The following is a 25,130-nucleotide window of genomic DNA, read 5'->3' on the forward strand; positions in this document are numbered from 1 at the left end:
GTTGGACTGGGTGACGGCATCGGTGATCTGGTCGTTGACTGCGGTCGGAAAACTCATGATGTGACTCCCTGTGAGTGAACGGCACGGCTCATGTCGTGCTGTCTTGATGAACGCTCCAGCCAGGGAGTTGTGAATCCGTCGGCGCCAGGCCTGGCGGGCGGCGAAAATGCAAGCGCCCCGCGAGGCGGGGCGCTTGTCGGTGCGGTCTCATGCGGCGGGCGGGTCGGGCTTGTCCGGCGGCGGTGCGGACGTGTTGTGGTTGCTCTGGTTGAAGATGGCGATAGCGTTCTCCAGTTGCTGCTTGAGCGAGCCGAAGTTCTGCTCGAAGCACAGGCGTACCTCGCTCTTCACTAGGTTGGCCAGGCGGTCGGCAATCTGCGACATCACCAACTGGTTGGCGCTTGCCTGGCCGCTCTGCAGGTGGCCGGGACGCAGTTCGGCCAGGCTGCCGGCGGCATTGACCGCCTCGAGAATCGCCTGCTCGCCGCTGTCCTGGGCGCGGAGGGCCTGGGTCGAGGCCTGCTGGACGTTCTGCAGGATCTGGCGGATGGAGCCTTCGGAACGCTGCCGGCCGTTCTCGATCACCTGTTCGGCCTGCTGTCGCGCGTGCACGGCCGGATCGCTGCTGGCGTCGTTGCCGAGGCCGAGCTGGAACTGTCTCAACTGCTCGTGTTCTTCGCTGGTGAGGGGGCGTTTCAGCCAGAGTTGCGCCAGCTGGACCAGATTCCTCCCCAATTCTTCCGAGATCGACATGCGCGGACTCCTCTGCGATAGACGCGCGGTGCGCGGGGTGTCGTGGCGAGGCTTCAGTACTGCTGCGTGCCGTCCGCCGAGGGGGCCTGCGCGCTGCCGCCGGTATCGCCGGGGTAGGCGGCGGCAGCGGCCTGCAGGGTGCTGTAGGCGGTGCTCAACTGCACCGCCAACTGTCCAAGGCTGGCCGGGTCGTCCACGCTGTCTCCCTGGGACAGGGCCTGGAGCCAGCCTTGCAGGCATTCGGTGAGGAGTGCCTTGACCTGGGTGACGAGGGTTTCGAGTTCTTCTTTCATGACGCTTCTCCTGGGGTGGGTGCTCATCCGAGCAGTTTCAGCACGGCCAAGAGCTTGGCCGCATCGCTGTCCGATATTTCCAGCAGGCGCTTTCCGCTCGCCGGCCTGCTGGGGGGCGGTTGGTCCCGTGTCTCCTCGCTGGCGTCCGGCGAACGCTGCGCCGGGCGGTCCGCGGCGGCGAGCGCGCGGCGTCTGATGTAGCGTGCGTAGGCGCTCATCGGTCGCTCCTCAACTGCTGCGGGTGGAGATGCGCACGACCGAGGCGGGGGCGGCGAACCCTTCGAAGCGCTGCAGCTCTCGGTCCCGATGGGGCGCGCCGGCCAGGTCGACGGCGCCGATGGTTTCCTCCCAGTAGGCGCTGCCCAGTTGCACCAGCAGGCGTTGGGCATTCTCCAGCGAAGCGACCGGTACCCGGCCGTGGCGGTCCGCGGCGGCATAGTTGAGCAGGAGCGCCATGCGGATCGCTTCGTCCTGTACGTTGGAGTGCTCGACACCCTGGCCGTCGGCGCCCAGCAGATAGGAGCGCCAGTTGAGGACCTGGGCGAAGAGGCGCCGGTAGGCTTCGAACTGGAAGTAGCGATCCTCCTCGGAGCGGTAGAGCGCGCACTGACTTGCGAAGAACTGTTCCAGCGCGGGTTTCGCCCAGCCGGGTGTACCCGGGAGGTGTTCGCCCAGTTCGTCGAAGCCGCTCTGGCTTTCCGCCAGGGCATGGACGTACTGCATCTGTTGTGGGTCCAGGCGCTGTTCGCCCTGGTAGGCGATGGCCAGGCTGAGCTCCTTGAGCTGGTCGGTGCCGACGTATCCGTCGAGATGGCGCAGGCCACGGTTCAGGCGGTATTCCTGCAGCGAGTCGAAGAGGCCGGAGGCGCCGGTAATGAAATTGCTTCCCAGGTTGGTGTCGAAGCACAGCTCGGGGAACTTGCTGGCCAGATAGTTGCGGTAGTAGTAGGCATGGCCGATGCGCAGGCTGAACAGATCGCTCTCCAGCAGGCGGCGGTAGTAGCTGTTGCCGTCGGCGTCGCGGCTGGCCAGCGCCTGGCAGAGGTTCACGACGTTGGTGCGGGCGTAGTAGGCGACCAGGGCCTGGGTAGTCCCGCTGGTGATGTCGAAGCGGCGTAGCCGCAGGCCGGAGGCGGTCAGGCTGTTGCCGAAAAACAGTTCGTCGAAAAGGCCGGCGAGGGCGCTGGGCGCCTTGTCACGGTCCTGCAGGTTCTCCCGTTCGCGTAGCCGCGCCTTGCCCTGGCGGATGGTGTTGCCATAGCACTTCCAGGCATAGGCGGAGAGCGCTGCGTAGAAATCGTCCAGCGCGTTGGCGTTGCGCAGGAAGTAACCGCACAGCGACCGGTTGTCGTCGGACACCCCGGTCCCCTCTCCACAATGGATGTGCAGGACCACCTTGCGGGTTTCCGGCTTGCCGTCCAGGTAGTGGCGAAACACCGCGGCCTGTCCGAGGAGGAAGTCGAAGAACTGTCGGTACAGGCCGGTAGCGGTCTCCATGCCGAGCAGGTCGATGCCGACCAGCCGGGCCTGCGGTGGCTGCCCCTGCTGTATTTCGAAATGACGGAGGATCCTGTGCAGCTCGGCATCGAAGGCGGCTTCGCTGGCATAGCCATGCGCGGTGTGGGCGAGCAGGCGGTAGGCGGTCTTCTCGGAGGCGTTGAATTGTTCGAACAGGGAATCGAGGAAGGCCACCTCGTCTTCCCCCGTCGCCGTCTGGGTATGGCTGATTCCTTCGTGGAGGAGGAACCCCAGCGTCAGGCAGGCGAATTCGCCCGGATGGCGATCGCGGATGGCGCCGCGGGCCCAGTAGGCGTCGTCGAACGGCGTGTACTTGTTGCCGCTCCAGATCTTGCGGTTGAAGTAGCGGACGAACTGGTCCGTCTCGCTGTCGCGAACCGCGCTCGCATCGAGCAGTTCCAGGGTGCCGAGGTAGATCGCCGGCTGGTCGATGGCCGCTGGCGGCGAGGTCCGGCCAAAACGTTGCGCCAGGATGAGGCAGGCGAGATAGATGTTCTCCGCCGCGCATTCGCCGCGCAGGTAGCCCTGACGGTCGGTCGCGGCGAACGGATTGCGCCTGACCATCCGCTGCAGAGCCAGTTCGAACAGCTCATAGTGCGCGGCCTGGCGAGCCTCCTCCAGCGCCTTGCCGTCGACGTCCGGGGCGACGCCGCGGGCACTCATCAGCAGCCCGATCAGGGAAAGCTCCTGGCCTTTCTCCAGGCTCACCTGCCGCTCGCCGACGCGGAAGACCCGGCGGTCGCGCGTCCAGCGGCTGTTGCTTTCCACCGGCAGGATGCCGGCGAAGTGACTATGGAAGTCGAAGGGATAGCGATGGAACCTGACCGGTTCTTCCAGCTTGAAATAGGCCATGACGGCTCTCCTGTGCCAGGGCCGGACGCCGCCGGCCCCGCCGGTGGTGGCTACGATTGGGTGTCCTTGCCGCCGCGACTGGCGAGGGTCTCGCTGTACTTGGCGATGCTCTGGTCGATCTTGTCGATGGCGAAGCTGGCCGATTCCGCCTCGATCGCTCCGGCCGCCGCGGCTACCGCGGCGGCGGCGCCCATCAGCAGGTCGGTGGCGAGGGCGCCGAGCGCGTCCTCGGCAGCCTGGGCCAGCTTGTTTTCGGCGATGTTCTGGGTCATCTGCCGGAGCAGGATCGCCTGGCTGGCCAGGGCGATCTTGCTGACTCCGTCGAAGTAGCTGGCGGCGGATTGCGCCACCAGCCCGGAGGCCTGGCTGATCATCATGTTCGGCGCGATGGCGATCTGCGACGGCGCATAGCCGGCGGTTTCGCTGTTGCTCATCTGCACCGCCTGCACGACTTGACTGTTCAGGGCGCTGGTGTCCGGCGGCGGCGCCTCGGTCTGCTTGAGCAGGCGCTCGCTCATGCCGGCCAGCGGCGAAGGGCGCGACGGCAGCTTCACGTCGCCGTTGGCGGACGCCCTGCCGCCGCTGGCTGGCGTCTGCCGGCCGGCCTCGCCGGGGGCGGCGGCTTGCTCGCTGTCGCCGGATGGCGCGGGCGCGGATTTCTTGCCGAAGCCGAACATGTCTGGGCACTCCTGGGATCAAGGGGCGGGTCAGATACCTTTCTTGTCTTCTATCGCCATGATCATCGACACCGCCTTGGAAACCACCGCGGTGGAGATCTGGTTCAGGGCCTGCTGGCTGTAGACTGCGTTCTGCAGGGACAGGCCGGCGGAATGGCTGGCGATCTGGTAGAGCGCGGCGATGGCCTGGGCCGGGGCTTCGGCGACCACCTTGACGTTGGTCTGGGTGACGGCATCGGTGATCTGGGCATTCACAGCCGTGGGGTCAGCCATGGGACTCTCCTTGAATGGGCAGGTGCTCGTCGGGCAGGGGGCCGGTCGCACGGGCCTCGACTCGCTTGTCAGGAATGAACGCGGCTGCGTCTGTCTTGTGAAACGTCGCCGGCGAAAAAGTCGGCGCTCAGCCGCGAGCGCAGCAACTGCACGCGCTTGCGCACCAGCGGCGGGGCTATGCCGAGCTGGCTGGCGATGTCGGCATAGGGCAGTTCCTCGATGAAGCGCAGTTCGAAGAGCTGCTGCTGTTGGCGCGACAGCGAGGCCAGGGCCTTGTCCACCTGGTCGAGACGTTCCAGCTGCTCCAGGCGTTCCAGCGGCGAGCCGACGGCGGCGAAGCGCTCCAACTGGCCATCGTGCAGGTCGATGCCGCGGTCGATGAGGCGGTCCTCGCGGATCTGGTGGCGCGCGCTGTCCAGGTAGACGTGTTCCAGGACCAGGAACAGGAAGCCCTGGGGGTCGCGTACCCGCTCCGGTGACTGGCGCAGGAACAGCAGCGCCTTGACCGCGGTGCTCGACAGCCATTCTTCGGCCCGATGGCTGTTGCCGCGCGCAAGGCGTTGTGCGCGTTTGCGCAGGCCAGCCTGCGCGGCACGCCAGCTTTCCTCGAACAGGCGATCGGAACCGGTTTCGTTGCCGCCTGGCTGATTCGGACGATCCATAACCGCTACCTCCCTGGTTGCTCGTGTCGGCGAGCAGTCTGTGAGGCGGGCGGTGGGCGAGGCTGTTACCTGGGTGACAGGGGCGCGGCTGGTAGTTCGGCCTTGCGTCGCAGGCGACCGAGGTCGTTGATCAGGATCCGGTCGTTGCGGCAGCTGATCAGCCCTTCGCGTTTCCATATTTGCAGTTGCGCGTTGAGCTTCGGCCGGCTGGCGTTGAGCATCGCTGCTAGGATGCTCTGGTTGGTCGGTAGCGTCGCGCAGGCTCCCTCGGGTTGTTCGCTCGCCAGGCTGGCCAGGAGATGGCGCGCCAGGCGCGACTCCAGGCGATGCAGGCAGACCCTCTCGACGAAACCGGAGGCTTCGCGCAGGCGCGAACAGAGGAGGGCCAGCGCGCGGTTGAGGAATTCCGTGTCGGCGATCAACGGGGCGAAGTGACGTCGGTGGAGGATCAGCACCGACGCCGCGCCGGAGGCGTAGGCAGAGGTCTCGCGGCGGTTCGGCTGGATCAGCGCGGTTTCCCCGATCACTTCGCCAGGACGGATATCATTGACGATCAGCTCCCGCCCGTCCGGCCCGTAGAGCACGGTATAGAGGTGTCCGCCGAGGACCAGGCCGATGAAGTCTTCAGGGTCGTGCTTGAGGAACAGGACGTCCTTGTCGCGCAACCGGCGCTCCGACGCATGGGTCGCCACGTGCCGCAGCAGATCGGGCAGCCCGTGCAGCAGCGGGCACCGTTGCAGCAGGGTGTAGTGGCGTGAACAGCGGTCTTCCGTTGACTCGTTCGAGTGCATGCCTGCGCCTTCGCCAGATTGATCGGCAGCTCCGGCGAGGTACGACATGCTCGCTGCAGAGCAATCAGTGGGGACGTGTGCGGCGAAGGGGTGTGAAGCTCCGGCTACCCGGCAGAACTGCTAGGTACGGACTCGGCGCGCTCCGGCAATCGGGCGGGCGGTCCGTTTTTTATTCGGAAAGGGTAGCGAGGTTTGGGCTGGCGGGAGGCGGCCCCGAGCGCACGGATGGCGGTCGGGGCGGGACGGCCGGTGGCCGTGGCGGGCTCAGTGCCGCGGGCTGTCCTCGGGCAGCGCGAGCAACTGCTTTTCGCGGTTCCAGTCGAACGTTTCGCCGCGCTCTTCGGCTTCGTAGCGGCGCTCGTCGAGGCGCTGGAACAGGTCGATCTCTTCGTCCGGCATGAAGTGCAGGCAATCGCCGCCGAAGAACCACAGCAGGTCGCGCGGTACCAGGTGGGCGATCTGCGGATAGCGGTGGAAGACCTGGGAAATCAGGTCCTGGCCGAGGTATTGGGCGCCTTCCGGGTCGCGCGGCAGTTCGTCCATCAGTTCGTCGAAACGCTCGAGGAACAGCCCGTGGTTTTCTTCCGGCACCTGCTCGGCCTCGCCCAGGGCGCCGAGGATGTTGCGCAGGTGCTGGAGCAGGGCGAGGTGGTGCTCGAGGTAGGAGTTGGCCATGACGGGTCCTCTGGAAAAAAGCTGGGCAGTATAAAGGGTTTCGCGGCGCCGGCCAGTTTCAGCGGATCGCCGGGGACTGGCTCTGGCGCCGGCGGTTTTCCAGTTGCCGGCGTTCGCTGTCGAGGCGCCGCTGGTCCTGCTCCAGGCGCCAGCGCTGCTGGTCCAGTTGCTGCTGGCGGATCAGGTTGTCCTGCATCTGTCGCTGCTGCCGTTGCCGCTGCAGGTTCTGCTGCTGGCGTTGCAGTTGATCCTGCTGCAGTTGCAGGCGTTGTTCGTCGAAGCGCTGGCGCTGTTCCTGGAGCTGGCGTTGGCGCTGTTCGCCAGCGCGCTGCACCGCCTGCTGGTGCGGCTGCACGCCATAGGGCGCAGGCGGTGCGGCCTGCGCCGGGGGCAGGAGGAGAAACGAGGCTGCCAGGCCGGTGGCAAATAGCTTGAGCATGATGGCCTCCCGTACGTCAGGGATGTGCCCGTCGATTCTAGCCAATCGCCCGGGTTTGGGTGGGTGAAGACGACAAAGGCGCCGGAAGGCGCCTTTGTCGGTTGCGACCGTCGCTTTGCCGCGGAGTGTCAGCGGATCCTGCCGTCGGCCAGTTGCAGTTCCTCCTTGGCGAAGTCGTCGACGTCGATCACCTTGCGCCGTGCCGCTTCGGCCTGGTGCAGGGCCTGCGCCTGCTCGGCGCTCAGCACGCCGGCGGCGGCGCCGGCATCGATCGGGTTCTGCCCCGCTTGCGGCTGGACCCTGCCTTCCTTGATCGCCTTGTGCAGGGTTTTCTCCAGCGCGGCGCTTTCGCGTACCGCGTCGAAGGCGTGGGCGAGGGCACCGACCGGGTCCTGCGGGTCTTTCGGCAGGAACGCGCCGGCGAGGATCGCCTGCAACGCCGGGTCGTCGTCCGGACGGCCGAGGATTTCCGCGATCTCGGCGTCCAGTTCGTCGCCCGGCCCTTTGTGCCGGCGGCCGAACGGCAGTACCAGGACCTTCAGCGCGCAGCCGAAGAAGCGGCTGGGGAAGTTGTTCAGCAGGTCCTCCAGCGCCGCCTCGGCCTTGCCGAGGTTTTCCTCCATGGCCCAGCGCAGCAGCGGATGCAGGTAGTCCGGGTTGCCCAGGTCGTGGTAGCGCTTGAGCGCCGCCGAGCCCAGGTAGAGATAGCTGAGGACATCGCCGAGACGCGCGGAGAGGCGTTCCTTGCGCTTCAGTTCGCCGCCCAGCAGCATCATGCTGAAGTCGGCGAGCAGGGCGAAGGACGCCGCCAGGCGGTTCAGCGCGCGGAAGTAGGGACGGCTGATGCGGTCGCCGGGCGCGTTGCCGAGGTGGCCGCAGCTGAGACTGAGGAGGAAGCTGCTGGCGGCGTTGCCGACGGCGAAGCCGATGTGCTTCACCAGCAGCGCGTCGAACTCGCGGGCGGCCTGGTCCTTGTCCTCGCGCTGGGCCAGTTCCATTTCCTTGAGCACGTACGGATGGCAACGGATCGCGCCCTGGCCGAAGATCATCAGGTTGCGCGAGAGGATGTTCGCGCCTTCCACCGTGATGAAGATCGGCGCGCCCTGCCAGGAACGACCCAGGTAGTTGTTCGGGCCCATGATGATGCCCTTGCCGCCATGGATGTCCATGGCATGGGCGATGCACTCGCGGCCGCGCTCGGTGAGGTGGTACTTGAGGATCGCCGAAAGCACCGAGGGCTTCTCGCCGAGGTCCACCGCGTTGGCGGTGAGGATTCGCGCGCTGTCCATCAGCCAGGCGTTGCCGCCGATGCGGGCGAGCGCCTCCTGGATGCCTTCGAAGGCGGCGATCGGCACGTTGAACTGCTCGCGGACCTGGGCGTAGCGACCGCTGACGTAGCTGCTGGCCTTGCCGGCGCTGGTGCCCACCGCCGGCAGCGAGATGGAGCGTCCGACCGACAGGCAGTTCATCAGCATCATCCAGCCTTTGCCGATCATTTCCTGCCCGCCGATGATGTACTCCAGCGGCACGAACACGTCCTTGCCGGAGTTCGGACCGTTCATGAAGGCGGCGCCCAGCGGCACGTGGCGGCGGCCGATCTCGACCCCGGGGGTGTCGGTGGGGATCAGCGCCAGGGTGATGCCCAGGTCCTCCTCGTCGCCCAGCAGATGGTCCGGGTCGTGGCACTTGAAGGCCAGGCCGAGGAGGGTGGCCACCGGGCCGAGGGTGATGTAGCGCTTTTCCCAGGTCAGGCGCAGGCCGAGCACCTCGCGACCTTCCCATTCGCCCTTGCAGACGATGCCGACGTCGGTCATGCCGCCGGCATCGGAGCCCGCGTAGGGGCCGGTGAGGGCGAAGCAGGGGATGTCGTCGCCCTTGGCCAGGCTCGGCAGGTAGCGCTGGCGCTGCTCGTCGGTGCCGTAGTGGAGCAGCAGCTCGGCCGGGCCGAGGGAGTTCGGCACCATCACCGTCGAGGCCAGGTCGCCGCTACGGGTGGCGAGCTTCATCACTACCTGCGAGTGGGCGAAGGCGGAGAAGCCCTTGCCGCCGTACTCCTTGGGAATGATCAGGCCGAAGAAGCCGTGCTGCTTGATGAAGGCCCAGGCTTCTTCCGGCAGGTCCATGCGCTGGCCGATGTCCCAGTCGCTGACCATGGCGCAGAGTTCTTCGGTCGGGCCGTCGACGAAGGCCTGCTCTTCTTCGGTGAGTTGCGCCTTGGGGTAGTCGAGCAGTTTCTGCCAGTCCGGGCGGCCGCTGAACAATTCGCCATCCCACCACACGGTGCCCGCCTCGATGGCCTCGCGCTCGGTGTCGGACATCGGCGGCAGGACTTTCTGGAACCAGGCGAACAGCGGACCGCTGAGCACGCGCCGGCGCAGGTCGGGCAGGGCGAGGGGAAGCGCCACCGCCAGCCAGAGCAGCCAGAAGACCAGCAGCAGCCAGCCGGGCGCGTGGCTGAACACGCCCATCAGGATCAGGTAGGCGGCGCTGATGCCGAGCGCGGGAGCGGGTGGGGTACGCCGATGGGCGAGGTAAGCGACACCGAGTACCAGTACGACTAACCAGAGCAACAACATGCGGAATCCTCCATGAAGACGCCAGGCGGCGTCTCGAGCTTAGCCCGTTTGCCGCCGTTTGGCGGCAGGGCCGGTCAGCTTGGCCGGTTTGTCACGTTATAGGCGAAAACTTCCCGTTTAGACTGGGACAAATTGCCCGCCGGGAGCCCGCCATGCAGTCCTACCTACAATCCGGCCGCTTCGTGGATAGTGACCACCCGGTGGTGGTGGAGTTCGCGGAAAAATCCCGGGGGAATTCGGCGAAACCGCGTGACCAGGCGGTCGCGCTGTACTACGCGGTACGCGACGGGGTGCGCTACAACCCCTACGTGTTCAGCCGCGATCCGCAGACCCTGAAGGCCAGCCACGCGCTGCAGCAGGGCGAGTCCTATTGCGTGCCCAAGGCCATCCTGCTCGCCGCCTGCGCTCGGCATTGCCGGATTCCGGCGCGGATCGGCCTGGCCGACGTCCGCAACCACCTGGCCACGCCGCGCCTGCTGGAGGCGCTGCGCAGCGAGGTGTTCGCCATGCACGGCTATACCGAACTGTACCTCGAGGGCCGCTGGGTGAAGGCCACCCCGGCGTTCAACCGTGCCTTGTGCCGCGCCTTCGACGTCGCTCCGCTGGAGTTCGACGGCGTCGCCGACAGCGTCTTCCATCCATTCAACCGCCAGGGCGAGCGCTACATGGAGTACCTGGCCGATCACGGCCAGTTCGCCGACCTGCCGGAGGAACTGTTCTTCTCCCACTTGCAGCAGCACTATCCGCACCTGTTCTCCGGCCGCCCGCTGGCCCTGGACGGCGATTTCCAGGCCGAGGCCGGGCAAGATGAAGGGCGTCGATAGTCACCATCAGCCGGCGCGTCTTCCTTCTTCGGTCCATCCTCGGTAGGGTGCGGCATGTCGTCCGGGCGCTCCGGCGACCCATCCGCCGCATCAACCGAAGAGGGAACGCAGAGTATGTTGACCATCTGGGGCCGGAAGAACTCGAGCAATGTGCGCAAGGCGCTGTGGTGCGCCGAGGAGGCTGGCCTGGAGTACCGGACGGTGGATGCCGGCGGGGCGTTCGGCCTGGTGGATGAGCCGGCGTTCCGTGCGATGAATCCGAACGGTCGGGTGCCGGTGATCGAGGACGACGGCTTCGTCCTCTGGGAGTCCAACGCCATCGTCCGCTACCTGGCCGCCCGCTATGCGCCGGGCGACCTCTATCCGCAGGACCCGGTGCGCCGCGCCGACGCCGACAAGTGGATGGACTGGACCACCTCGACTCTCGCCGGGCCGTTCCGCGACCTGTTCTGGGGAACGCTGCGTACGTCGCCGGAGCAACGCGACGAGGCCCTGATCGCAAAGGCGTTGCAGACCTGCGGCGAGTTGCTGCGGGTGCCGGACCAGACCCTGGCCGGCCAACCCTGGCTGTCCGGCGAACGCTTCGGCATGGGTGACATTCCCCTGGGCTGTTTCATCTACGCCTGGTTCGAGATGCCCATCGAGCGCCCGCCGCTGCCCCACCTCGAGGCCTGGTACCTGCGCTTGCGCGAGCGCCCGGCGTTCCGCACCGCGGTAATGACCGAACTGACCTGAGCCGGCTACTGTTGCATTTTGTTACCCGTAGCCTTATCTAGCTCTTCCTCTTCACCTTCCGACACGGGAAGCCTAATGAGTTCCGCCCTGTCCATCCGTCAATTGACGAAAACCTACGGCAACGGTTTCCAGGCCCTCAAGGGCATCGACCTGGACGTCGCCGAAGGTGATTTCTTCGCCTTGCTCGGCCCCAACGGCGCGGGCAAGTCCACCACCATCGGGATTCTCTCGACCCTGGTGAACAAGACCAGCGGTTCGGTCTCGGTGTTCGGCCACGACCTCGACAAGGACCCGGCCGGCCTCAAGCGTTGCCTTGGCGTGGTGCCGCAGGAGTTCAACTTCAACCAGTTCGAGAAGGTCTTCGACATCGTCGTGACCCAGGCCGGCTACTACGGCATCCCGGCGAAGATCGCCAAGGAGCGCGCCGAGCGCTACCTGACCCAGCTGGGGCTGTGGGACAAGCGCAACGAAGCCTCGCGGATGCTCTCCGGCGGCATGAAGCGGCGCCTGATGATCGCCCGCGCACTGGTCCACCAGCCGCGCCTGCTGATCCTCGACGAGCCCACCGCCGGGGTCGACATCGAGCTGCGTCGTTCGATGTGGAGCTTCCTCACCGAACTCAACCAGGAAGGCATCAGCATCATCCTCACCACCCACTACCTGGAAGAGGCGGAGCAGCTCTGCCGCAACATCGCCATCATCGACCACGGCGAGATCGTGCAGAACACCAGCATGCGTGACCTGCTGATGACCCTGCATTCGGAAACCTTCCTGCTCGACCTGAAGAACGTCCAGGCCCTGCCGCCGACTCTCGACGGCTACCCGACGCGGCTGGTGGACGATCACACCCTCGAAGTGCAGGTGGAGAAAAGCCAGGGCATCAACGATCTGTTCGCCCAGTTGGGCGCACAAGGCATCGAGGTACTGAGCCTGCGCAACAAGACCAATCGCCTGGAGGAGCTGTTCGTGTCGCTGGTGGAGAAGAACCTGACGAGGATCGCCCGATGAGCAGCGAGCTGAGCGCCAACCTGGTCGCCCTGAACACCATCGTCTACCGCGAGGTGCGCCGCTTCACCCGGATCTGGCCGCAGACCCTGCTGCCGCCGGCGATCACCATGGTCCTGTACTTCGTGATCTTCGGCAATTTGATCGGCCGGCAGATCGGCGATATGGGCGGCTTCACCTACATGGAATACATCGTGCCCGGCCTGATCATGATGTCGGTGATCACCAACGCCTACGGCAACGTGGTGTCGAGCTTCTTCGGCAGCAAGTTCCAGCGCTCGGTGGAGGAGCTGCTGGTGTCGCCGGTATCGCCGCACACCATCCTCCTCGGCTACACCATCGGCGGCGTACTGCGCGGCCTGGCGGTGGGGGTGATCGTGACCATGCTGTCGCTGTTCTTCACCAAGCTGCAGGTGCACCACCTGGGCATCACGGTGCTGGTGGTGGTGCTTACCGCGACCATTTTCTCCCTGGGCGGTTTCATCAACGCGGTGTTCGCGCGCAACTTCGACGACATCTCGATCATCCCGACCTTCGTGCTGACGCCGCTGACCTACCTGGGCGGGGTGTTCTACTCGATCAACCTGCTGCCGCCGTTCTGGCAGACCGTGTCGCTGGCCAACCCGATCCTGCACATGGTCAACGCCTTCCGCTACGGCATCCTCGGCGTCTCCGACATTCGCATCGGCGTGGCCATCGGCTTCATGCTGCTGGCCACCGCGGTGCTCTATCTCGGCTGCGTAAGGCTGCTGGTGAGCGGGCGCGGCATGCGCCAATGAAACGCTCGAAGGCATGAAACAGAAGCCCCCGTCATGGGGGCTTCGCGTTTCATCGGCGCGGGCGAGCGAAATCGATGACGAAACGGGTCCAGCCGTCGGCAGACTCGCAGCGGATCTCGCCGCCGTGGGCCTGGACGATGGAGCGGCAGATCGCCAGGCCGAGCCCGGCGTGTTCACCCTGGCCTTCGCGGCGCGCCGGATCGGCACGATAGAACCGGTCGAACAGGCGCGGCAAGCGCTCGGGAGGAATCGCCGGACCCTGGTTCTCCACGCTCAGGCGTCGGTCGCCGAGACGGATACGTATCTCGCCGCCATCGGCGGTGAAGCGCAGGGCGTTGTCCAGCAGGTTGGCCAGCACCCGCCGCAGCATGCCGCGGTCGCCGGGCAGGCTCAGGCTGCCTTGGCGCAGCAGGCGGATATCGTGGTCTTCCGCCAGCGGCTGGTAGAACTCCAGCAGCGAGTCGACTTCCGCGCCCAGGTCCAGGGCCTGGCGGCTGGGCGCCAGCAGGCCGTGGTCGGCCTTGGCCAGCAACAGCATGTCGTTGACCATCGCGGTGAGCCGTTCCAGCTCCTCGAGGTTGCCGTGCAGGGCCTCGCGATAATCCTCCAGCGAGCGTGGGCGGGACAATACCACCTGGGTCTGGGTCAGCAGACTGGTGAGCGGGGTGCGCAACTCGTGGGCGATGTCGGCGGAGAACGCCGAGAGGCGCTGGAAGGCTTCTTCCAGGCGCGCCAGCATGGCGTTCAGCTCGCCGGCCAGTCCGCGCAGCTCCTCTGGCATCCGGCTGGCGTCGAGGCGGGTGGTGAGGGAGTTGGCGGAAACCCGCGCGGCGACTTCGCGCATCCGTCGCAGCGGCGCCAGGCTGGCGCCGGTGGCCCAGGCGCCGAGCAGCGCCGTGGCCAGCGCCGACAGGCTCATGGTCAGCCAGATCAACTGGCGCATGCGTTGCAGGAAGTGCTGGTGATGACTGATGTCGAGGATCACGGTAAGTCGCGGCGAAGCGTCGTTGCCGGGCTCCAGCGGGGCGCCGAGTTCGCGGTTGGCGGGCAGGCCGGGATGCGCAGGCTGCGGCAGGCGCTCGAACCAGAGGTTGCCATCCGGGCCGTTCAGACGCAGGCCGAGGTCGGGATGGCGTGCCAGTTCGCGCAGCAGTTCCGCTTCGCGGCGGCGCATCTGTTGTTCCGAGCCGAGGCCGCGCAGCTCATCGCGAAACACCGCGAGCTTGGCGGACATCGCCATATGGTCGAGCTCGACGAAATGCTCGTCGATGGCCCTGCTGAAGATCAATCCGGCGATCAGCGAGACCGCCGCCGTGCAGGCGGCGAACAGCAGGCTCAGGCGGACGCCGAGGGACATCCGCGAGCCGAACCCGGCGCTCATTCGTCGCGCTCTTCGAGAACGTAGCCCATGCCGCGCACGGTATGGATCAGGCGCTGCGGGTAGTCGTCGTCGACCTTGGCGCGCAGGCGGCGGATGGCCACCTCGATGACGTTGGTATCGCTGTCGAAGTTCATGTCCCAGACCTGCGAGGCGATCAGCGACTTGGGCAGCACCTCGCCGCTGCGCCGCAGCAGCAGTTCGAGCAGGGCGAACTCCTTGGCGGTGAGGTCGATCCGCTTGCCCTGGCGTTGCACCCGGCGGCGCAGCAAATCGAGTTCGAGGTCGGCCAGTTGCAGGGTGGTCTCCTGCAACTGCTGGCTGCCCCGGCGCAGCAGGGTGCGCACCCGGGCGAGCAGTTCGACGAAGGCGAACGGCTTCACCAGGTAATCGTCGGCGCCTTGTTCGAGGCCGCGCACGCGGTCCTCTACGGCATCGCGGGCGGTCAGGAACAGCACCGGTACGGTCATCCCGGCGTCGCGCACGCTGCGCAGGATCTGCCAGCCGTCACGGCCGGGCAGCATGACGTCGAGGATCAGCAGGTCGTAGTCGCCGCCCAGGGCCAGTTGCTCGCCCTCGTTGCCATCGTCGCTCAGGTCGACGGCGAAGCCTGCCTCGGCGAGCCCCTGGCGCAGGTACTGGCCGATGCGCGGTTCGTCTTCGACGATCAGCAGTTTCATGTTCATCCCTCGTTACATTTGCCGGCCATGCCGACCTGTTTCTGACAGCATCGTAATCAGTGGGTAACGGGGGCGACAGTGGCCCCCGCGCAGACTACAGGGGAACTCATTCGAGGAGACTTCCCATGCGTACCTTCACTGCCTCCACCCTCGCTTTCCTGCTGGTCCTCGCCCCGACCGTTCCGGCCATGGCCGACAGCGGCGGCGACATCGTCTTCGAGCGCATGCAGGCCCAGGCCGCCAAGGCTCGTGCCGCGCACCAGGAGAAACTGGCGAAGCAGGCCGAAGCGACGAAGAAGGACAAGGAAAACTGCTGATCGCCAGTTCTTCCACCCCCGGCTCCACACGGGATGACGGAGGGCTCCGATCCCGTCTTCACCCGCCACCGGTTCCCTGGTTTCCGGTCGGCGGGCTTTTTATGCCCGTCGGTGGCGCTGGGCGATCTTAGCCTTCGCGGTCCGCAACGGCGGCAAGCTGACAAAGATGTAATGCTCCCGACAGCCAGCCGGCAGGCGCAGCGACACAGGATAGGCGACATCAACCCGATGGAGATTCCCCGTATGTTTCCGCGCCGCCTGCTTCCCGCTTCCCTGATCGTCCTCGGCGTGCTTTTCGGTGCCAGCGCCCAGGCTTCGCCGGCCCACGGCCAGGCCTTCGGCAAGCCGGCCCAGGCCGCGCAGGCCAGCCGCAGCATCGAGGTGGTGCTCGGCGACATGTACTTCAAGCCGCGGGCGATCGAGGTCAAGGCCGGCGAGACGGTCCGCTTCGTGCTGAAGAACGAAGGCAAGCTGTTGCACGAGTTCAACCTGGGAGACGCGGCGATGCATGCCGAGCACCAGAAGGAGATGCTGGAGATGCAGCAGTCCGGGATGCTCACCCCGACCGGCATGGCGTCGATGGACCATAGTCAGATGGGCCACGGCATGGCCGGCATGGACCATGGCCGGATGATGAAGCACGACGACCCCAACAGCGTGCTGGTCGAGCCGGGCAAGAGCGCCGAGCTGACCTGGACCTTCGCCAAAGCCACCCGGCTGGAGTTCGCCTGCAACATCCCCGGCCACTACCAGGCCGGGATGGTCGGTCAACTGACCGTGCAGCCCTGAGCCGGCGGACGGCCGGCGTGAAGATGCCGGCCGATCCGTATACACTTGCCGCCGCCCGCCAGTGCGGCGCGGCGCGCGGGGAAGGGCCCTGCGCGATTCATCCAGCAGGTTTCCCTCATGCAGCATCCCGCCGAACATTCGCCGCTGGGCAAGACCAGCGAATACGTCTCCAGCTACACGCCGTCGCTGCTGTTCCCCATTTCACGCACGGCGAAATGGGCCGAGCTTGGCCTGAGCGCCGAGACTCTGCCTTATCGCGGCGTGGATATCTGGAATTGCTACGAGCTGTCCTGGCTGACCCCGGCCGGCAAGCCGGTGGTGGCGATCGGCGAGTTCTCGATCCCGGCGGACTCGCCGAACATCATCGAGTCGAAGTCGTTCAAGCTCTACCTCAATTCCCTCAACCAGTCCGCCTTCGACAGTCGCGAGGCGCTCCGTACGGTGTTGGAGAAAGATCTCTCGTCCGCTGCCGGGGCGCCCGTGGGCGTGCGCCTGCGCAGCCTCGACGAGGTGGCCGAGGAGGGCATCGGGCGTCTGCCGGGGCGCTGCATCGACGAGCTGGACATCGCCGTCGACGGCTACGAGCAGCCGCGCCCGGAACTGCTGCGCTGCGACGCCGGGCGGATCGTCGAGGAGCAGCTCTACAGCCACCTGCTCAAGTCCAACTGCCCGGTCACCGGCCAGCCCGACTGGGGCACCCTGGTGGTCGACTACCAGGGCCCGGCGCTGGACCCGGCCAGCCTGCTGGCCTACCTGGTTTCCTTCCGCCAGCACCAGGACTTCCACGAACAGTGCGTCGAACGCATCTTCCTCGACCTGCAGCGCCTGTTGCAGCCGCAGGCGCTCAGCGTCTACGCGCGCTACGTACGCCGTGGCGGCCTGGATATCAATCCCTACCGCAGCCTGGCGGAGGTCGCACCGGACAACCGACGCCTGGTGCGCCAGTAACGCCTCGCAACACGCGGATACGAAAAAGCCCCGGCCATGCCGGGGCTTTTCATTTCGGCAAGTCGTTCAGATACCCATGTTGGCCAGGCTCTGCACGATGGAGCGGAGCGTGCCGGCGAGGGTCGGGTGGCTGACCTCGAAGCGCTCGACGGCGAGGTTGACCCCATCGACCAGGCTGCCTTCGTTGAGGGCGTCCTCGTTGGCCAGTTTCAGTTCGATGTCCCTGATCAGGAGTTCCAGTTCGGCGCGCTGCTCTTCGTTCAGCGGCGGTTGTTGCTCCAGTTGCTCGCGCAGGGCGGACAGTTCGCGCAGCAGACTCTCTTTCGGCATGGTATTTCCCTCGACGTACAAGTCTTCGGTGGACCTCCGGCGGGCGCCGAAAGGTCCGTCCATGCCGAACAGATTAACCTGTCGGGCGCAGATGTGCGCGATCCGGATCAATCCGCAGCAGGCGTTCCAGCAGCGGGAAGAAGTGCGTCAGTTCGGGGGTGCGCATGGCCGGGTCCTTGGCCAGGTCGTCGAGGCGGCGCAGGGTCAGGCCGTCCTGGGCATAGGGCGCCTTGATATAGGCCGCGGCGGCACGCTCGTCGAACGGCCCGCCTTGCAGCACCAGGCTGTGCCGGGAGGCCGGCGACAGGCTGGCGTGGTAGCTCGGGTCCACCGCGCAGAGGAAGCGCTTGGCCGATACGTGCAGGCGCACCGGCTGCCAGACCGACTCTGGGAACAGCTCGCGCAGCAGGCGTGCGCCGAATTCCTCGTGGCGCAGGTCCTCCTCGTCGATCTGCGCCGGGTCTTCGTAGAGGTGGCCGATATCGTGCAGCAGGGCGGCGACTACAAGGCTGTCCGAGCAGCCGGCGCGCTCGGCCAGGGTCGCACACTGCAGCGCGTGCTCGGCCTGGCTGACTGCCTCGCCATAGGGCTCGGCGCCATGGCTGGCGAAGCGTTCGGCCAGTTCGTCGAGAAAGCGGTGACGGGCGCGGCTCATGGTTTTTCTCCTTTCAGGCGGCGGACGGCGAGGTCGTGCAGGCAGGGTTGCAGCTCGCCCAGGTGATCGATCACGGAATGCACGCCCAGGCGGTACAGTTCCAGGGTGGCGTCGGCGCGCAAGCGGTCGCGCTCGGTGTGTCCGAGAGCGTCCCAGTCGGCCGGCGAGAGGCCGCACGACGGCCCGCTGGCGGCCAGGCCGATGGTCCATAGCCCGGCATTGAGTCCGGCCTGGAGTTGACGCGGTTGGGCGCTGACCAGCACGCAGCCGTCGAGGCGCTCGATGCCCAGCCGGGCGAGGGCCTGCCAGCAGCCATCGGGGGCCGGCCAGGGGCGCGCGCCGGCGAGGGGGATCAGGGCGTCCGCTCGGCCGAGCGGCGCGGCAAGGCGCTGGCAGACCGATTCCGGTAGCTCGTCCTGCCAGGCGTAGGGAATCCGTTGTTCGTCCAGGCTCTCCAACAGGGCCACGGCACCGGCGATAGCTTCGGCCTGTTCCCCGGCGGCTTCGTCGAGGGCTTGCTCCAGGCGCTGGCGCTCGCTCTTGTTCGGTTTGCGCCGCAACAGGAAGCTTTGTGCCTCGGCGAAGGGCAGCAGACTGGCGTCGCGGAGGTGTTCGGCAGGGCTATGCGGATGGCTGCGCAGCAGCGCCAGGGACAGGGTCCGGGCGCCGAAATCCACCAGGCCGCCGGAGAGTCCGAAGAGCAGGGCGGTGAAGCGCGGGAGTTGGTCGGAGCTGGGCATGCGAAAGGCGTCTGGCAAATGGTCTAGGCCAGCCTAGAGGGGTTTTGTGACGCTGCCGTGACGTTTTCGTGGCAGTGGCGATAGGCCGACGGGCTGCCGTTATAATCGGCCGGTCTGAATCAGCGAGGCCGTCATGCCGGTCGATCAATCTCGTCAGTACCTGCGCATCCGCGACCAGCTCGCCGCGGATATCGCCCAGGGCGTGCTGCAGGTGAAACTTCCCTCCGAGCGGGAGTTGGCCGAGCGCTTCCTGTGTACCCGCATCACCCTTCGCGAAGCCCTGCAGCAACTGGAAACCGAAGGCCTGGTCTATCGCGAGAACCGCCGCGGCTGGTTCGTCGCGCCGCCGCGGATCCGCTACAACCCGACCCGTACCACCGGCTTCATGGAATACGTCAGCGCCCAGGGACGCCAGCCGCGTACCGAGACGTTGCACGCCGAGCGGCGAGCAGCCGGCGCCTGGCTGGCCAAGCGGATGGGGCTGGAGGACAGCGCGCCGGTGTATTTCCTGCAACGGCGCCGCTGGGTGGACGAGCGTCCGGTGCTGATCGAACTGATCGCCCTGGATGCCGGGTGGTGCCCAGGCCTGCTGGACCACGACCTCGATACTTCGCTGATGAGCCTGCTGCGCGAGCGTTTCGGCCTGCAGCCGACGCGCTGCCAACTGGCGATGCACCCGACCGCGCTGAACGCGGCCCAGGCCGAGCCGCTGCAACTGGCGCCGGGTTCGCCGGCGCTGTACCTGGAGCGACTGAGTTACGCGGAGGGGCAGAGGGTGGTCGAGTTCGACCAGGAGTTCTGGCGCCCGGACGCTCTGGAGATCGTGCTCGACGCGGCCTATCCGGGCGCCTGAGTCAGGCGATCGCGGCGCGTATGCTGTCCGGCACGGGCGTCGAACGGTTTTCCGCGTGGCGCACCCAGACCAGCTTGCAGTGGCCTTCGCCATAGGTGCCTTGCGGATCTTCCAGGGTGTGCAGGCGATGTTCCAGTACCAGGCTGCTGGTGCCCAGCCTGCCGGCGTACAGTTCCACCACCACGGTGGCCGGATGCACCACCGGCTTCAGGTAGGTGTGCAGGCTTTGCAGCACGACCGGCCCCTCGGCAGCGCCTTCCAGGTCGATGCCGAGGGTTTCGAACCAGGCCACCCGGGCCTCTTCCAGGTACTGGAAATAGAGGGTGTTGTTGACGTGCCCGTAGCTGTCCATGTCGCCCCAGCGCACCGGGATATGGGCCGTGTGTAGCAATTGTCTGTCAGCCATCTCGTAACTCTTCTAGTCTCAAAATCGATGCGAGCCTATATACTGCGCGCACGCTGAAGCCGCGCTGGCGGCCAAGACTAGTCATGCAAAGGAGATACAGCAATGCGCGCCCGCGGCGTGAACTGGATCGAACGTAGTGCCCGAATCCTGGCTTGCGCCAGCCTCGCATTGGCACCCACGCTGTCCCTGGCGGCCAGTGAAGAAGACCCTTGGGAAAGCATCAACCGTCCCATCTTCACCTTCAACGACACCCTGGACACCTATGCGCTGAAACCGCTGGCCCAGGGTTACCAGAAGGTCACCCCGAACTTCGTTCAGGACGGCGTGCACAACTTCTTCAACAACCTCGGCGACGTGAAGAACCTGGCCAACAACCTGTTGCAGGCCAAGTTCCACAATGCCGGCGTGGACACCAGCCGCCTGCTGTTCAACAGCACCTTCGGCCTGGCCGGCTTGATCGACGTGGCGACCCCGATGGGCCTGCAGCGCAACGATGAGGACTTCGGCCAGACCCTGGGTTATTGGGGCGTCGGCAGCGGCCCGTACGTGATGCTGCCGTTCCTCGGCCCGAGCACGCTGCGCGATGCCCCGGCGAAGATCCCGGACATCTATGTCAGTCCCTACCACTACATGGACGACGTACGCGCGCGCAACGTGATGTTCGGCATCAATACCGTCGACACCCGTGCCAACCTGCTGAAGTCGGAAAAACTGATCAGCGGCGACAAGTACATCTTCATCCGCAACGCCTACCTGCAGAACCGCGAGTTCAAGGTCAAGGACGGCGAGGTGGAGGACGACTTCTAAGTCGACCCGCTTCGTGCGACACCTGGAAAGGCGGCCCTTGGGTCGCCTTTCGTCGTTTCAGTGGATCGCGACGATGCTCAGCCCCAGGCTATGCCGACCCGGGCCGAGGCGTTCGCAGCGCACCACGCGGGCTTCCAGTTCCAGGCCGGTGAGCGTCTCGTGGGTGGACGGGATGCTCACCCGCAGGTGGTCGCCCGGAGCCAGTTCGCTTTGCGCTTCCAGCAGCAGCCCGCTGGCGGACAGGTCCCGGCACAGGGCCACCGACTCGTGGCCTTCGCAGCGGATGGTGACCGGGGTGTCGAGCTTCATGCGGATGAAGTCGCGCTTCTCGCTGTAGTTGTGCTCGATGGGCTGCATGGGCTGATCCTCATGGTCGGGGCGATGGGAGGGCGACTGGCAATCCTGGCGATTATCGTCAAAGTTTATACCGTGCGGACGGGATCGGACGGACAAAGGCGGATTTTCCGGCAAAGGTCAACGGCTTGAACTGCTCAACGGATGGGAGTACCGTCTGCGCCTTGTCGAACCCCGTAGCCGCGCTGTTGTCACTTACAATAAGCGCCTAGGACCCACTGTTTCCGGCGCCGTTTGCCTGGATGACCCATGCATAAAGTCAGTGCCACGCTGCTGATCATCGATGACGACGAGGTGGTGCGCGAAAGCCTCGCCGCCTACTTGGAAGACAGCAACTTCAAGGTGTTGCAGGCCCTCAACGGTCTGCAGGGCCTGCAGATCTTCGAAAGCGAACAGCCGGACCTGGTCATTTGCGATTTGCGCATGCCGCAGATCGACGGCCTCGAACTGATCCGCCGCATCCGCCAGACCGCTTCGGAAACGCCGATCATCGTACTTTCCGGAGCCGGCGTGATGAGCGATGCGGTGGAAGCCTTGCGCCTGGGCGCCGCCGACTACCTGATCAAGCCCCTGGAAGACCTCGCGGTGCTCGAGCATTCGGTGCGCCGGGCCCTGGATCGCGCCTACCTGCGGGTCGAGAACCAGCGCTACCGCGACAAGCTGGAAGCCGCCAACCGCGAATTGCAGGCCAGCCTGAACCTGCTTCAGGAAGACCAGAACGCCGGCCGCCAGGTGCAGATGAACATGCTTCCGGTGACGCCGTGGAGCATCGAGGGGCTGGAGTTTTCCCACCGGATCATTCCGTCGCTGTATCTCTCCGGCGACTTCGTCGACTACTTCCGGGTCGACGAGCGACGCGTGGCGTTCTACCTGGCCGACGTTTCCGGCCATGGCGCTTCCTCGGCCTTCGTCACGGTGCTGCTGAAGTTCATGACCACGCGCCTGCTCTATGAGTCGAGGCGCAACGGCACGCTCCCGGAGTTCAAGCCGTCCGAGGTGCTGGCGCACATCAACCGCGGCCTGATCAACACCAAGTTGGGCAAGCACGTGACCATGCTCGGCGGGGTCATCGACCTGGAGAAGAACAGCCTGACCTACAGCATCGGCGGCCACCTGCCGCTTCCTGTGTTGTTCGTCGAAGGGCAGGCGAGCTACCTGGAGGGCCGTGGCCTGCCGGTGGGCCTGTTCGACGATGCGACCTATGACGACCGGGTCATGGAGTTGCCGCCTTCCTTCAGCCTGTCGCTGTTTTCCGATGGCATCCTCGATGTGCTGCCAGGAGCTACGCTGAAGGAGAAAGAGGCTTCGCTACCGGAACAGGTGGCAGCCGCCGGAGGCACCCTCGACGGGCTGCGCCAGGTCTTCGGGCTGGCCAACCTGGCGGAGATGCCGGATGATATCGCCTTGCTGGTGTTGAGCAGGAACCTTGCATGAGTACCGGTAAAATCCAGTTTGCCGAACAGAACGGCTCCTTCGTTCTGAAATTCGTCGGTGAGGTCCGCCTCACCCTGTGCTCGGCCCTGGATTCCACCATCGAAAAGATCTTCGCTGCGCTGAATTTTTCGGCGATCATCATCGATCTTACGGAAACCCAGAGCATCGATAGCACCACGCTCGGCCTGCTGGCCAAGCTGTCCATCCTGTCGCGGCAGAAAATCGGTCTGTTGCCCACGCTGGTGACCACCAATCCGGACATTACCCGTCTGTTGCAGTCGATGGGCTTCGATCAGGTGTTCAATATCGTCGATCGTCCGATTCCGTGCCCGGAATGCCTGTCCGACCTGCCGCCGCAGGACCAGTCGGAAGATGTGGTGCGCGACAAGGTTCTGGAGGCGCACCGCATCCTGATGGGCCTCAACGAATCCAACCGCGAAGCCTTCCACGACCTGGTCAGCGCCCTGGAGCGCCATTAACCGGTCGATCCCTTCCCGAATTCCTGCTGAATCCTCCGCTGCGCCGGAACGGGACGCCCTGCATGCGCGTCCCGCCGGCAGCGGCGATCAGTGGCGGGTCGCCAACTGGTATTCGAGCTTTTCCTGGTCGCGTGCGAACAGGCGGATGCCTTCGGCGAGCTTTTCGGTGGCCATGGCGTCCTCGTTCATCTGCCAACGGAAAGCGCTCTCGTCGAGCACCTGGCGCGGCTCGCCTTCGCCCGGCAGCAGCAGGCGCGGCAGCTCGCCCTGAGCGTCAGCCAGTTGTTGCAGCAGGTCGGGACTGATGGTCAGGCGGTCGCAGCCGGCCAGTTGCTCGATCTGGCCGAGATTGCGGAAGCTGGCGCCCATCACCACCGTCTTGTAGCCGTTGGCCTTGTAGTAGCGATAGATGCGCGAGACCGACTGCACGCCGGGATCCTCGGCGCCGACGTAGTCGCGGTTCTCGCTCTTCTTGTACCAGTCGTAGATGCGCCCGACGAACGGCGAGATGAGGAACACCCCGGCGTCGGCGCAGGCCACCGCCTGGGCGAAGGAGAACAGCAGGGTCAGGTTGGTCTGGATGCCCTCGCGTTCCAGAGTCTCGGCGGCGCGGATTCCTTCCCAGGTGGAGGCGATCTTGATCAGCACCCGCTCGCGGTCGATGCCCTGTTCGTCGTACAGCTCGATCAGGCGGTGGGCGCGGGCGAGGGTGGCCTCGCTGTCGAACGACAGGCGCGCGTCGACTTCGGTGGAAATACGTCCGGGAATGACTCCGAGGATGTCCTTGCCGACTGCCACGGCGAAGCGGTCGCAAGCCAGTCCGGCGTCGCCGCCGCTACCCGCGGTAGCCTGTCGAAGGTGCTCGGCGTAGCGCGGCAGGGCGGCGGCCTTGAGCAGCAGCGACGGGTTGGTGGTGGCGTCCACCGGCTTCAGGCGGGCAATGGCATCGAAGTCGCCGGTGTCGGCGACCACCGTGGTGTATTGCTTGAGTTGTTCCAGCTTCGAAGTCATGGCGAGGTCTTGTCAGGTGGGTTCTTGGGAAGAAGAATCCCCCGACCTTACCCGAGCCGCAGGCGCGGCTCAATGGGAGCTATCGCCCCGCCAGAAGTTCCAGCGCCTGGTCGAAAACCCGCAGCGGATCGGCGGCCTTGTGCACGTCCACCGAGAGCAACTGGCGGAATCGCCGGGAGCCGGGGAAGCCCTGGGCCAGGCCGAGGATATGGCGGGTCACGTGATGCATCGCGCCGCCTTCGGCCTGGTGTCGCTCGATGTACGGACGCAGACGGAGCAAGGCCTCGCTGCGACTGAGCGGCGGCGCTTCGCTGCCGAACAACTGGCTGTCCACCGCGGCCAGCAGGTAGGGGTTGTGGTAGGCCTCGCGACCGAGCATCACGCCGTCGAAGGTCTGCAGGTGCTCGCGGCAGGCCTCTAGGGTCTTGATGCCGCCGTTGAGGACGATCTCCAGGTCCGGGAAGTCCTTCTTCAATTGCGCCGCGACCTCGTAGCGCAGCGGCGGCACCTCGCGGTTCTCCTTGGGCGAGAGCCCTTCGAGGATGGCGATCCGTGCATGCACGGTGAAGCTCCGGCAGCCGGCCTCGCGCACCTGGCCGACGAAATCGCAGAGCTCGGCATAGCTGTCGCGCCCGTTGATACCGATGCGGTGCTTCACCGTCACCGCTATCTCCACCGCATCCAGCATCGCCTTCACGCAGTCCGCCACCAGCGCCGGATGCCCCATCAGGCAGGCGCCGATCATGTTGTGCTGGACCCGGTCGCTGGGGCAACCGACGTTGAGGTTGACCTCGTCGTAGCCGGCCTCTTCCGCCAGCCGCGCGCAGGCCGCCAATTCCGCCGGCACACTGCCGCCCAGTTGCAGCGCCAGTGGGTGCTCGCATTCGTCGTAGCGGAGGAAGCGCTGGCGATCGCCGTGCAGCAACGCGCCGGTGGTGACCATCTCGGTGTAGAGCAAGGTGTGACGGGACAACTGGCGCAGGAAGAAGCGGCAGTGGCGATCGGTCCAGTCCATCATCGGCGCAACGGAGAAGCGGCGTGAGAGGGCGGCGGGGGCGTTGGTCGGTTCTGGGCGCATCGGGACTTCGGTAGGGGGA

General features: G+C 66.0%; 31 protein-coding genes. 11 read left to right on the forward strand and 20 right to left on the reverse strand.

The window, feature by feature from the left end; genetic code table 11:
- Positions 1 to 207 precede the first annotated feature (207 nt).
- The 11 genes from HMPREF3014_RS10925 to HMPREF3014_RS10975 all read right to left on the reverse strand — a co-directional run bounded on the left by HMPREF3014_RS10925 (position 208) and on the right by HMPREF3014_RS10975 (position 9,509).
- Positions 208 to 753, reverse strand: coding sequence for a hypothetical protein (locus HMPREF3014_RS10925; RefSeq protein WP_003452364.1), 546 nt, complete (start codon positions 751 to 753; stop codon positions 208 to 210).
- Between the two features lie 53 nt (positions 754 to 806).
- Positions 807 to 1,046 (reverse strand): hypothetical protein, encoded by a 240-nt coding sequence (locus HMPREF3014_RS10930; RefSeq protein ID WP_003116567.1) that lies wholly within the window; start codon positions 1,044 to 1,046, stop codon positions 807 to 809.
- Positions 1,047 to 1,069: 23 nt separating this feature from the next.
- A complete protein-coding gene (locus tag HMPREF3014_RS10935) occupies positions 1,070 to 1,264 on the reverse strand; it encodes a hypothetical protein (RefSeq protein WP_003116569.1) in 195 nt (64 codons plus the stop codon).
- Positions 1,265 to 1,274: 10 nt separating this feature from the next.
- A complete protein-coding gene (locus tag HMPREF3014_RS10940) occupies positions 1,275 to 3,416 on the reverse strand; it encodes a hypothetical protein (protein WP_016253301.1) in 2,142 nt (713 codons plus the stop codon).
- Between the two features lie 50 nt (positions 3,417 to 3,466).
- Positions 3,467 to 4,093: a hypothetical protein gene (locus tag HMPREF3014_RS10945; protein WP_003116571.1), complete on the reverse strand. Its 627-nt coding sequence runs from the start codon at positions 4,091 to 4,093 to the stop codon at positions 3,467 to 3,469.
- A gap of 30 nt (positions 4,094 to 4,123) precedes the next feature.
- Positions 4,124 to 4,366, reverse strand: coding sequence for a RebB family R body protein (locus HMPREF3014_RS10950; RefSeq protein WP_003090893.1), 243 nt, complete (start codon positions 4,364 to 4,366; stop codon positions 4,124 to 4,126).
- Between the two features lie 68 nt (positions 4,367 to 4,434).
- The gene (locus HMPREF3014_RS10955; protein ID WP_003090892.1) at positions 4,435 to 5,028 is read right to left on the reverse strand and encodes an RNA polymerase sigma factor; all 594 of its coding nucleotides are present in this window, start codon (positions 5,026 to 5,028) and stop codon (positions 4,435 to 4,437) included.
- A 65-nt stretch (positions 5,029 to 5,093) separates the two neighbouring features.
- Positions 5,094 to 5,819 carry a Crp/Fnr family transcriptional regulator gene (locus HMPREF3014_RS10960; RefSeq protein WP_003108957.1) on the reverse strand — a complete coding sequence of 242 codons (726 nt, stop codon included), beginning with the start codon at positions 5,817 to 5,819 and terminating at the stop codon, positions 5,094 to 5,096.
- A gap of 264 nt (positions 5,820 to 6,083) precedes the next feature.
- Positions 6,084 to 6,494, reverse strand: coding sequence for a PA2817 family protein (locus HMPREF3014_RS10965; protein WP_003090890.1), 411 nt, complete (start codon positions 6,492 to 6,494; stop codon positions 6,084 to 6,086).
- 58 nt (positions 6,495 to 6,552) lie between these two features.
- Complete coding sequence (locus HMPREF3014_RS10970) at positions 6,553 to 6,933, reverse strand: PA2816 family glutamine-rich protein (RefSeq protein WP_003090889.1); 381 nt, start codon at positions 6,931 to 6,933, stop codon at positions 6,553 to 6,555.
- Positions 6,934 to 7,061: 128 nt separating this feature from the next.
- Entirely contained in the window at positions 7,062 to 9,509 is a 2,448-nt protein-coding gene (locus HMPREF3014_RS10975; protein WP_003108955.1) for an acyl-CoA dehydrogenase, read from the reverse strand.
- A 152-nt stretch (positions 9,510 to 9,661) separates the two neighbouring features.
- Here HMPREF3014_RS10975 and HMPREF3014_RS10980 point away from each other — a divergent pair, with 152 nt between their 5' ends.
- From HMPREF3014_RS10980 to HMPREF3014_RS10995, 4 genes are all read left to right on the forward strand, one after another.
- Positions 9,662 to 10,333, forward strand: a complete 672-nt coding sequence (locus tag HMPREF3014_RS10980; protein WP_003098789.1) for a transglutaminase-like domain-containing protein — start codon at positions 9,662 to 9,664, stop codon at positions 10,331 to 10,333.
- Positions 10,334 to 10,447: 114 nt separating this feature from the next.
- Complete coding sequence (locus HMPREF3014_RS10985) at positions 10,448 to 11,068, forward strand: glutathione S-transferase family protein (protein ID WP_003162387.1); 621 nt, start codon at positions 10,448 to 10,450, stop codon at positions 11,066 to 11,068.
- 75 nt (positions 11,069 to 11,143) lie between these two features.
- The gene (locus HMPREF3014_RS10990; protein ID WP_003090885.1) at positions 11,144 to 12,076 is read left to right on the forward strand and encodes an ABC transporter ATP-binding protein; all 933 of its coding nucleotides are present in this window, start codon (positions 11,144 to 11,146) and stop codon (positions 12,074 to 12,076) included.
- Positions 12,073 to 12,852, forward strand: coding sequence for an ABC transporter permease (locus tag HMPREF3014_RS10995; protein WP_003090884.1), 780 nt, complete (start codon positions 12,073 to 12,075; stop codon positions 12,850 to 12,852). Before HMPREF3014_RS10990 ends, HMPREF3014_RS10995 begins: the two co-directional genes overlap by 4 nt.
- A 49-nt stretch (positions 12,853 to 12,901) precedes the next feature.
- Here HMPREF3014_RS10995 and HMPREF3014_RS11000 read toward each other — a convergent pair whose 3' ends face one another.
- Both HMPREF3014_RS11000 and HMPREF3014_RS11005 read right to left on the reverse strand, forming a co-directional pair.
- Positions 12,902 to 14,233 (reverse strand): sensor histidine kinase, encoded by a 1,332-nt coding sequence (locus tag HMPREF3014_RS11000; protein WP_003160564.1) that lies wholly within the window; start codon positions 14,231 to 14,233, stop codon positions 12,902 to 12,904.
- A complete protein-coding gene (locus HMPREF3014_RS11005; RefSeq protein WP_003098784.1) occupies positions 14,230 to 14,910 on the reverse strand; it encodes a heavy metal response regulator transcription factor in 681 nt (226 codons plus the stop codon). The genes HMPREF3014_RS11000 and HMPREF3014_RS11005 overlap by 4 nt, the downstream gene beginning before the upstream one ends.
- A gap of 125 nt (positions 14,911 to 15,035) precedes the next feature.
- Between HMPREF3014_RS11005 and ptrA the strand changes: the two genes are divergently transcribed.
- The 3 genes from ptrA to queF all read left to right on the forward strand — a co-directional run bounded on the left by ptrA (position 15,036) and on the right by queF (position 16,964).
- Positions 15,036 to 15,227: a T3SS anti-activator PtrA gene (ptrA, locus tag HMPREF3014_RS11010; protein WP_003090881.1), complete on the forward strand. Its 192-nt coding sequence runs from the start codon at positions 15,036 to 15,038 to the stop codon at positions 15,225 to 15,227.
- A gap of 171 nt (positions 15,228 to 15,398) precedes the next feature.
- Positions 15,399 to 16,016, forward strand: coding sequence for a copper-resistant cuproprotein CopI (locus HMPREF3014_RS11015; RefSeq protein ID WP_003119888.1), 618 nt, complete (start codon positions 15,399 to 15,401; stop codon positions 16,014 to 16,016).
- A 117-nt stretch (positions 16,017 to 16,133) separates the two neighbouring features.
- Positions 16,134 to 16,964, forward strand: coding sequence for an NADPH-dependent 7-cyano-7-deazaguanine reductase QueF (gene queF, locus HMPREF3014_RS11020; protein WP_003090879.1), 831 nt, complete (start codon positions 16,134 to 16,136; stop codon positions 16,962 to 16,964).
- 66 nt (positions 16,965 to 17,030) lie between these two features.
- On the opposite strand, the gene HMPREF3014_RS11025 is transcribed toward queF, so the two are convergent.
- The 3 genes from HMPREF3014_RS11025 to HMPREF3014_RS11035 all read right to left on the reverse strand — a co-directional run bounded on the left by HMPREF3014_RS11025 (position 17,031) and on the right by HMPREF3014_RS11035 (position 18,689).
- The gene (locus tag HMPREF3014_RS11025; RefSeq protein WP_003090878.1) at positions 17,031 to 17,294 is read right to left on the reverse strand and encodes a DUF4404 family protein; all 264 of its coding nucleotides are present in this window, start codon (positions 17,292 to 17,294) and stop codon (positions 17,031 to 17,033) included.
- A 73-nt stretch (positions 17,295 to 17,367) separates the two neighbouring features.
- Complete coding sequence (locus tag HMPREF3014_RS11030) at positions 17,368 to 17,949, reverse strand: phosphonate degradation HD-domain oxygenase (protein WP_003090877.1); 582 nt, start codon at positions 17,947 to 17,949, stop codon at positions 17,368 to 17,370.
- Positions 17,946 to 18,689 (reverse strand): HAD superfamily inactivated hydrolase PcrP, encoded by a 744-nt coding sequence (locus tag HMPREF3014_RS11035; RefSeq protein WP_003108944.1) that lies wholly within the window; start codon positions 18,687 to 18,689, stop codon positions 17,946 to 17,948. The genes HMPREF3014_RS11030 and HMPREF3014_RS11035 overlap by 4 nt, the downstream gene beginning before the upstream one ends.
- 133 nt (positions 18,690 to 18,822) lie before the next feature.
- Between HMPREF3014_RS11035 and HMPREF3014_RS11040 the strand changes: the two genes are divergently transcribed.
- Positions 18,823 to 19,542 carry a UTRA domain-containing protein gene (locus tag HMPREF3014_RS11040; RefSeq protein ID WP_003104061.1) on the forward strand — a complete coding sequence of 240 codons (720 nt, stop codon included), beginning with the start codon at positions 18,823 to 18,825 and terminating at the stop codon, positions 19,540 to 19,542.
- Between the two features lies 1 nt (position 19,543).
- Here HMPREF3014_RS11040 and HMPREF3014_RS11045 read toward each other — a convergent pair whose 3' ends face one another.
- Positions 19,544 to 19,948 carry an acyl-CoA thioesterase gene (locus HMPREF3014_RS11045; RefSeq protein WP_003114776.1) on the reverse strand — a complete coding sequence of 135 codons (405 nt, stop codon included), beginning with the start codon at positions 19,946 to 19,948 and terminating at the stop codon, positions 19,544 to 19,546.
- A gap of 102 nt (positions 19,949 to 20,050) precedes the next feature.
- Here HMPREF3014_RS11045 and HMPREF3014_RS11050 point away from each other — a divergent pair, with 102 nt between their 5' ends.
- Positions 20,051 to 20,755, forward strand: coding sequence for an MlaA family lipoprotein (locus HMPREF3014_RS11050; RefSeq protein ID WP_003114777.1), 705 nt, complete (start codon positions 20,051 to 20,053; stop codon positions 20,753 to 20,755).
- Between the two features lie 57 nt (positions 20,756 to 20,812).
- Here HMPREF3014_RS11050 and pilZ read toward each other — a convergent pair whose 3' ends face one another.
- A complete protein-coding gene (pilZ, locus tag HMPREF3014_RS11055; RefSeq protein ID WP_023085356.1) occupies positions 20,813 to 21,112 on the reverse strand; it encodes a cyclic di-GMP-binding protein PilZ in 300 nt (99 codons plus the stop codon).
- A gap of 246 nt (positions 21,113 to 21,358) precedes the next feature.
- Between pilZ and rssB the strand changes: the two genes are divergently transcribed.
- Positions 21,359 to 22,543 (forward strand): two-component system response regulator RssB, encoded by a 1,185-nt coding sequence (gene rssB, locus HMPREF3014_RS11060; protein WP_003119890.1) that lies wholly within the window; start codon positions 21,359 to 21,361, stop codon positions 22,541 to 22,543.
- Positions 22,540 to 23,022: an anti-sigma factor antagonist RssC gene (gene rssC / locus HMPREF3014_RS11065; protein WP_003104052.1), complete on the forward strand. Its 483-nt coding sequence runs from the start codon at positions 22,540 to 22,542 to the stop codon at positions 23,020 to 23,022. The genes rssB and rssC overlap by 4 nt, the downstream gene beginning before the upstream one ends.
- An 87-nt stretch (positions 23,023 to 23,109) precedes the next feature.
- Here the strand turns inward: rssC and tal are convergent, their stop codons facing one another.
- Together tal and dusA are read right to left on the reverse strand one after the other, a co-directional pair.
- Positions 23,110 to 24,033: a transaldolase gene (gene tal, locus HMPREF3014_RS11070; RefSeq protein WP_009876707.1), complete on the reverse strand. Its 924-nt coding sequence runs from the start codon at positions 24,031 to 24,033 to the stop codon at positions 23,110 to 23,112.
- A gap of 79 nt (positions 24,034 to 24,112) precedes the next feature.
- Positions 24,113 to 25,111, reverse strand: a complete 999-nt coding sequence (gene dusA, locus HMPREF3014_RS11075; RefSeq protein WP_003104050.1) for a tRNA dihydrouridine(20/20a) synthase DusA — start codon at positions 25,109 to 25,111, stop codon at positions 24,113 to 24,115.
- Positions 25,112 to 25,130: the final 19 nt, after the last annotated feature.

The sequence above is a fragment of the Pseudomonas sp. HMSC065H01 genome, from assembly GCF_001815235.1.
Taxonomy (GTDB): domain Bacteria; phylum Pseudomonadota; class Gammaproteobacteria; order Pseudomonadales; family Pseudomonadaceae; genus Pseudomonas; species Pseudomonas aeruginosa.

Coding starts and splice junctions, on each gene's coding strand:
- HMPREF3014_RS10925 (WP_003452364.1), bottom strand. CDS start 753: ATGTCGATCTCGGAAGAATTGGGGAGGAATCTGGTCCAGCTGGCGCAA.
- HMPREF3014_RS10930 (WP_003116567.1), bottom strand. CDS start 1,046: ATGAAAGAAGAACTCGAAACCCTCGTCACCCAGGTCAAGGCACTCCTC.
- HMPREF3014_RS10935 (WP_003116569.1), bottom strand. CDS start 1,264: ATGAGCGCCTACGCACGCTACATCAGACGCCGCGCGCTCGCCGCCGCG.
- HMPREF3014_RS10940 (WP_016253301.1), bottom strand. CDS start 3,416: ATGGCCTATTTCAAGCTGGAAGAACCGGTCAGGTTCCATCGCTATCCC.
- HMPREF3014_RS10945 (WP_003116571.1), bottom strand. CDS start 4,093: ATGTTCGGCTTCGGCAAGAAATCCGCGCCCGCGCCATCCGGCGACAGC.
- HMPREF3014_RS10950 (WP_003090893.1), bottom strand. CDS start 4,366: ATGGCTGACCCCACGGCTGTGAATGCCCAGATCACCGATGCCGTCACC.
- HMPREF3014_RS10955 (WP_003090892.1), bottom strand. CDS start 5,028: ATGGATCGTCCGAATCAGCCAGGCGGCAACGAAACCGGTTCCGATCGC.
- HMPREF3014_RS10960 (WP_003108957.1), bottom strand. CDS start 5,819: ATGCACTCGAACGAGTCAACGGAAGACCGCTGTTCACGCCACTACACC.
- HMPREF3014_RS10965 (WP_003090890.1), bottom strand. CDS start 6,494: ATGGCCAACTCCTACCTCGAGCACCACCTCGCCCTGCTCCAGCACCTG.
- HMPREF3014_RS10970 (WP_003090889.1), bottom strand. CDS start 6,933: ATGCTCAAGCTATTTGCCACCGGCCTGGCAGCCTCGTTTCTCCTCCTG.
- HMPREF3014_RS10975 (WP_003108955.1), bottom strand. CDS start 9,509: ATGTTGTTGCTCTGGTTAGTCGTACTGGTACTCGGTGTCGCTTACCTC.
- HMPREF3014_RS10980 (WP_003098789.1), top strand. CDS start 9,662: ATGCAGTCCTACCTACAATCCGGCCGCTTCGTGGATAGTGACCACCCG.
- HMPREF3014_RS10985 (WP_003162387.1), top strand. CDS start 10,448: ATGTTGACCATCTGGGGCCGGAAGAACTCGAGCAATGTGCGCAAGGCG.
- HMPREF3014_RS10990 (WP_003090885.1), top strand. CDS start 11,144: ATGAGTTCCGCCCTGTCCATCCGTCAATTGACGAAAACCTACGGCAAC.
- HMPREF3014_RS10995 (WP_003090884.1), top strand. CDS start 12,073: ATGAGCAGCGAGCTGAGCGCCAACCTGGTCGCCCTGAACACCATCGTC.
- HMPREF3014_RS11000 (WP_003160564.1), bottom strand. CDS start 14,233: ATGAGCGCCGGGTTCGGCTCGCGGATGTCCCTCGGCGTCCGCCTGAGC.
- HMPREF3014_RS11005 (WP_003098784.1), bottom strand. CDS start 14,910: ATGAAACTGCTGATCGTCGAAGACGAACCGCGCATCGGCCAGTACCTG.
- ptrA (WP_003090881.1), top strand. CDS start 15,036: ATGCGTACCTTCACTGCCTCCACCCTCGCTTTCCTGCTGGTCCTCGCC.
- HMPREF3014_RS11015 (WP_003119888.1), top strand. CDS start 15,399: ATGCTCCCGACAGCCAGCCGGCAGGCGCAGCGACACAGGATAGGCGAC.
- queF (WP_003090879.1), top strand. CDS start 16,134: ATGCAGCATCCCGCCGAACATTCGCCGCTGGGCAAGACCAGCGAATAC.
- HMPREF3014_RS11025 (WP_003090878.1), bottom strand. CDS start 17,294: ATGCCGAAAGAGAGTCTGCTGCGCGAACTGTCCGCCCTGCGCGAGCAA.
- HMPREF3014_RS11030 (WP_003090877.1), bottom strand. CDS start 17,949: ATGAGCCGCGCCCGTCACCGCTTTCTCGACGAACTGGCCGAACGCTTC.
- HMPREF3014_RS11035 (WP_003108944.1), bottom strand. CDS start 18,689: ATGCCCAGCTCCGACCAACTCCCGCGCTTCACCGCCCTGCTCTTCGGA.
- HMPREF3014_RS11040 (WP_003104061.1), top strand. CDS start 18,823: ATGCCGGTCGATCAATCTCGTCAGTACCTGCGCATCCGCGACCAGCTC.
- HMPREF3014_RS11045 (WP_003114776.1), bottom strand. CDS start 19,948: ATGGCTGACAGACAATTGCTACACACGGCCCATATCCCGGTGCGCTGG.
- HMPREF3014_RS11050 (WP_003114777.1), top strand. CDS start 20,051: ATGCGCGCCCGCGGCGTGAACTGGATCGAACGTAGTGCCCGAATCCTG.
- pilZ (WP_023085356.1), bottom strand. CDS start 21,112: ATGCAGCCCATCGAGCACAACTACAGCGAGAAGCGCGACTTCATCCGC.
- rssB (WP_003119890.1), top strand. CDS start 21,359: ATGCATAAAGTCAGTGCCACGCTGCTGATCATCGATGACGACGAGGTG.
- rssC (WP_003104052.1), top strand. CDS start 22,540: ATGAGTACCGGTAAAATCCAGTTTGCCGAACAGAACGGCTCCTTCGTT.
- tal (WP_009876707.1), bottom strand. CDS start 24,033: ATGACTTCGAAGCTGGAACAACTCAAGCAATACACCACGGTGGTCGCC.
- dusA (WP_003104050.1), bottom strand. CDS start 25,111: ATGCGCCCAGAACCGACCAACGCCCCCGCCGCCCTCTCACGCCGCTTC.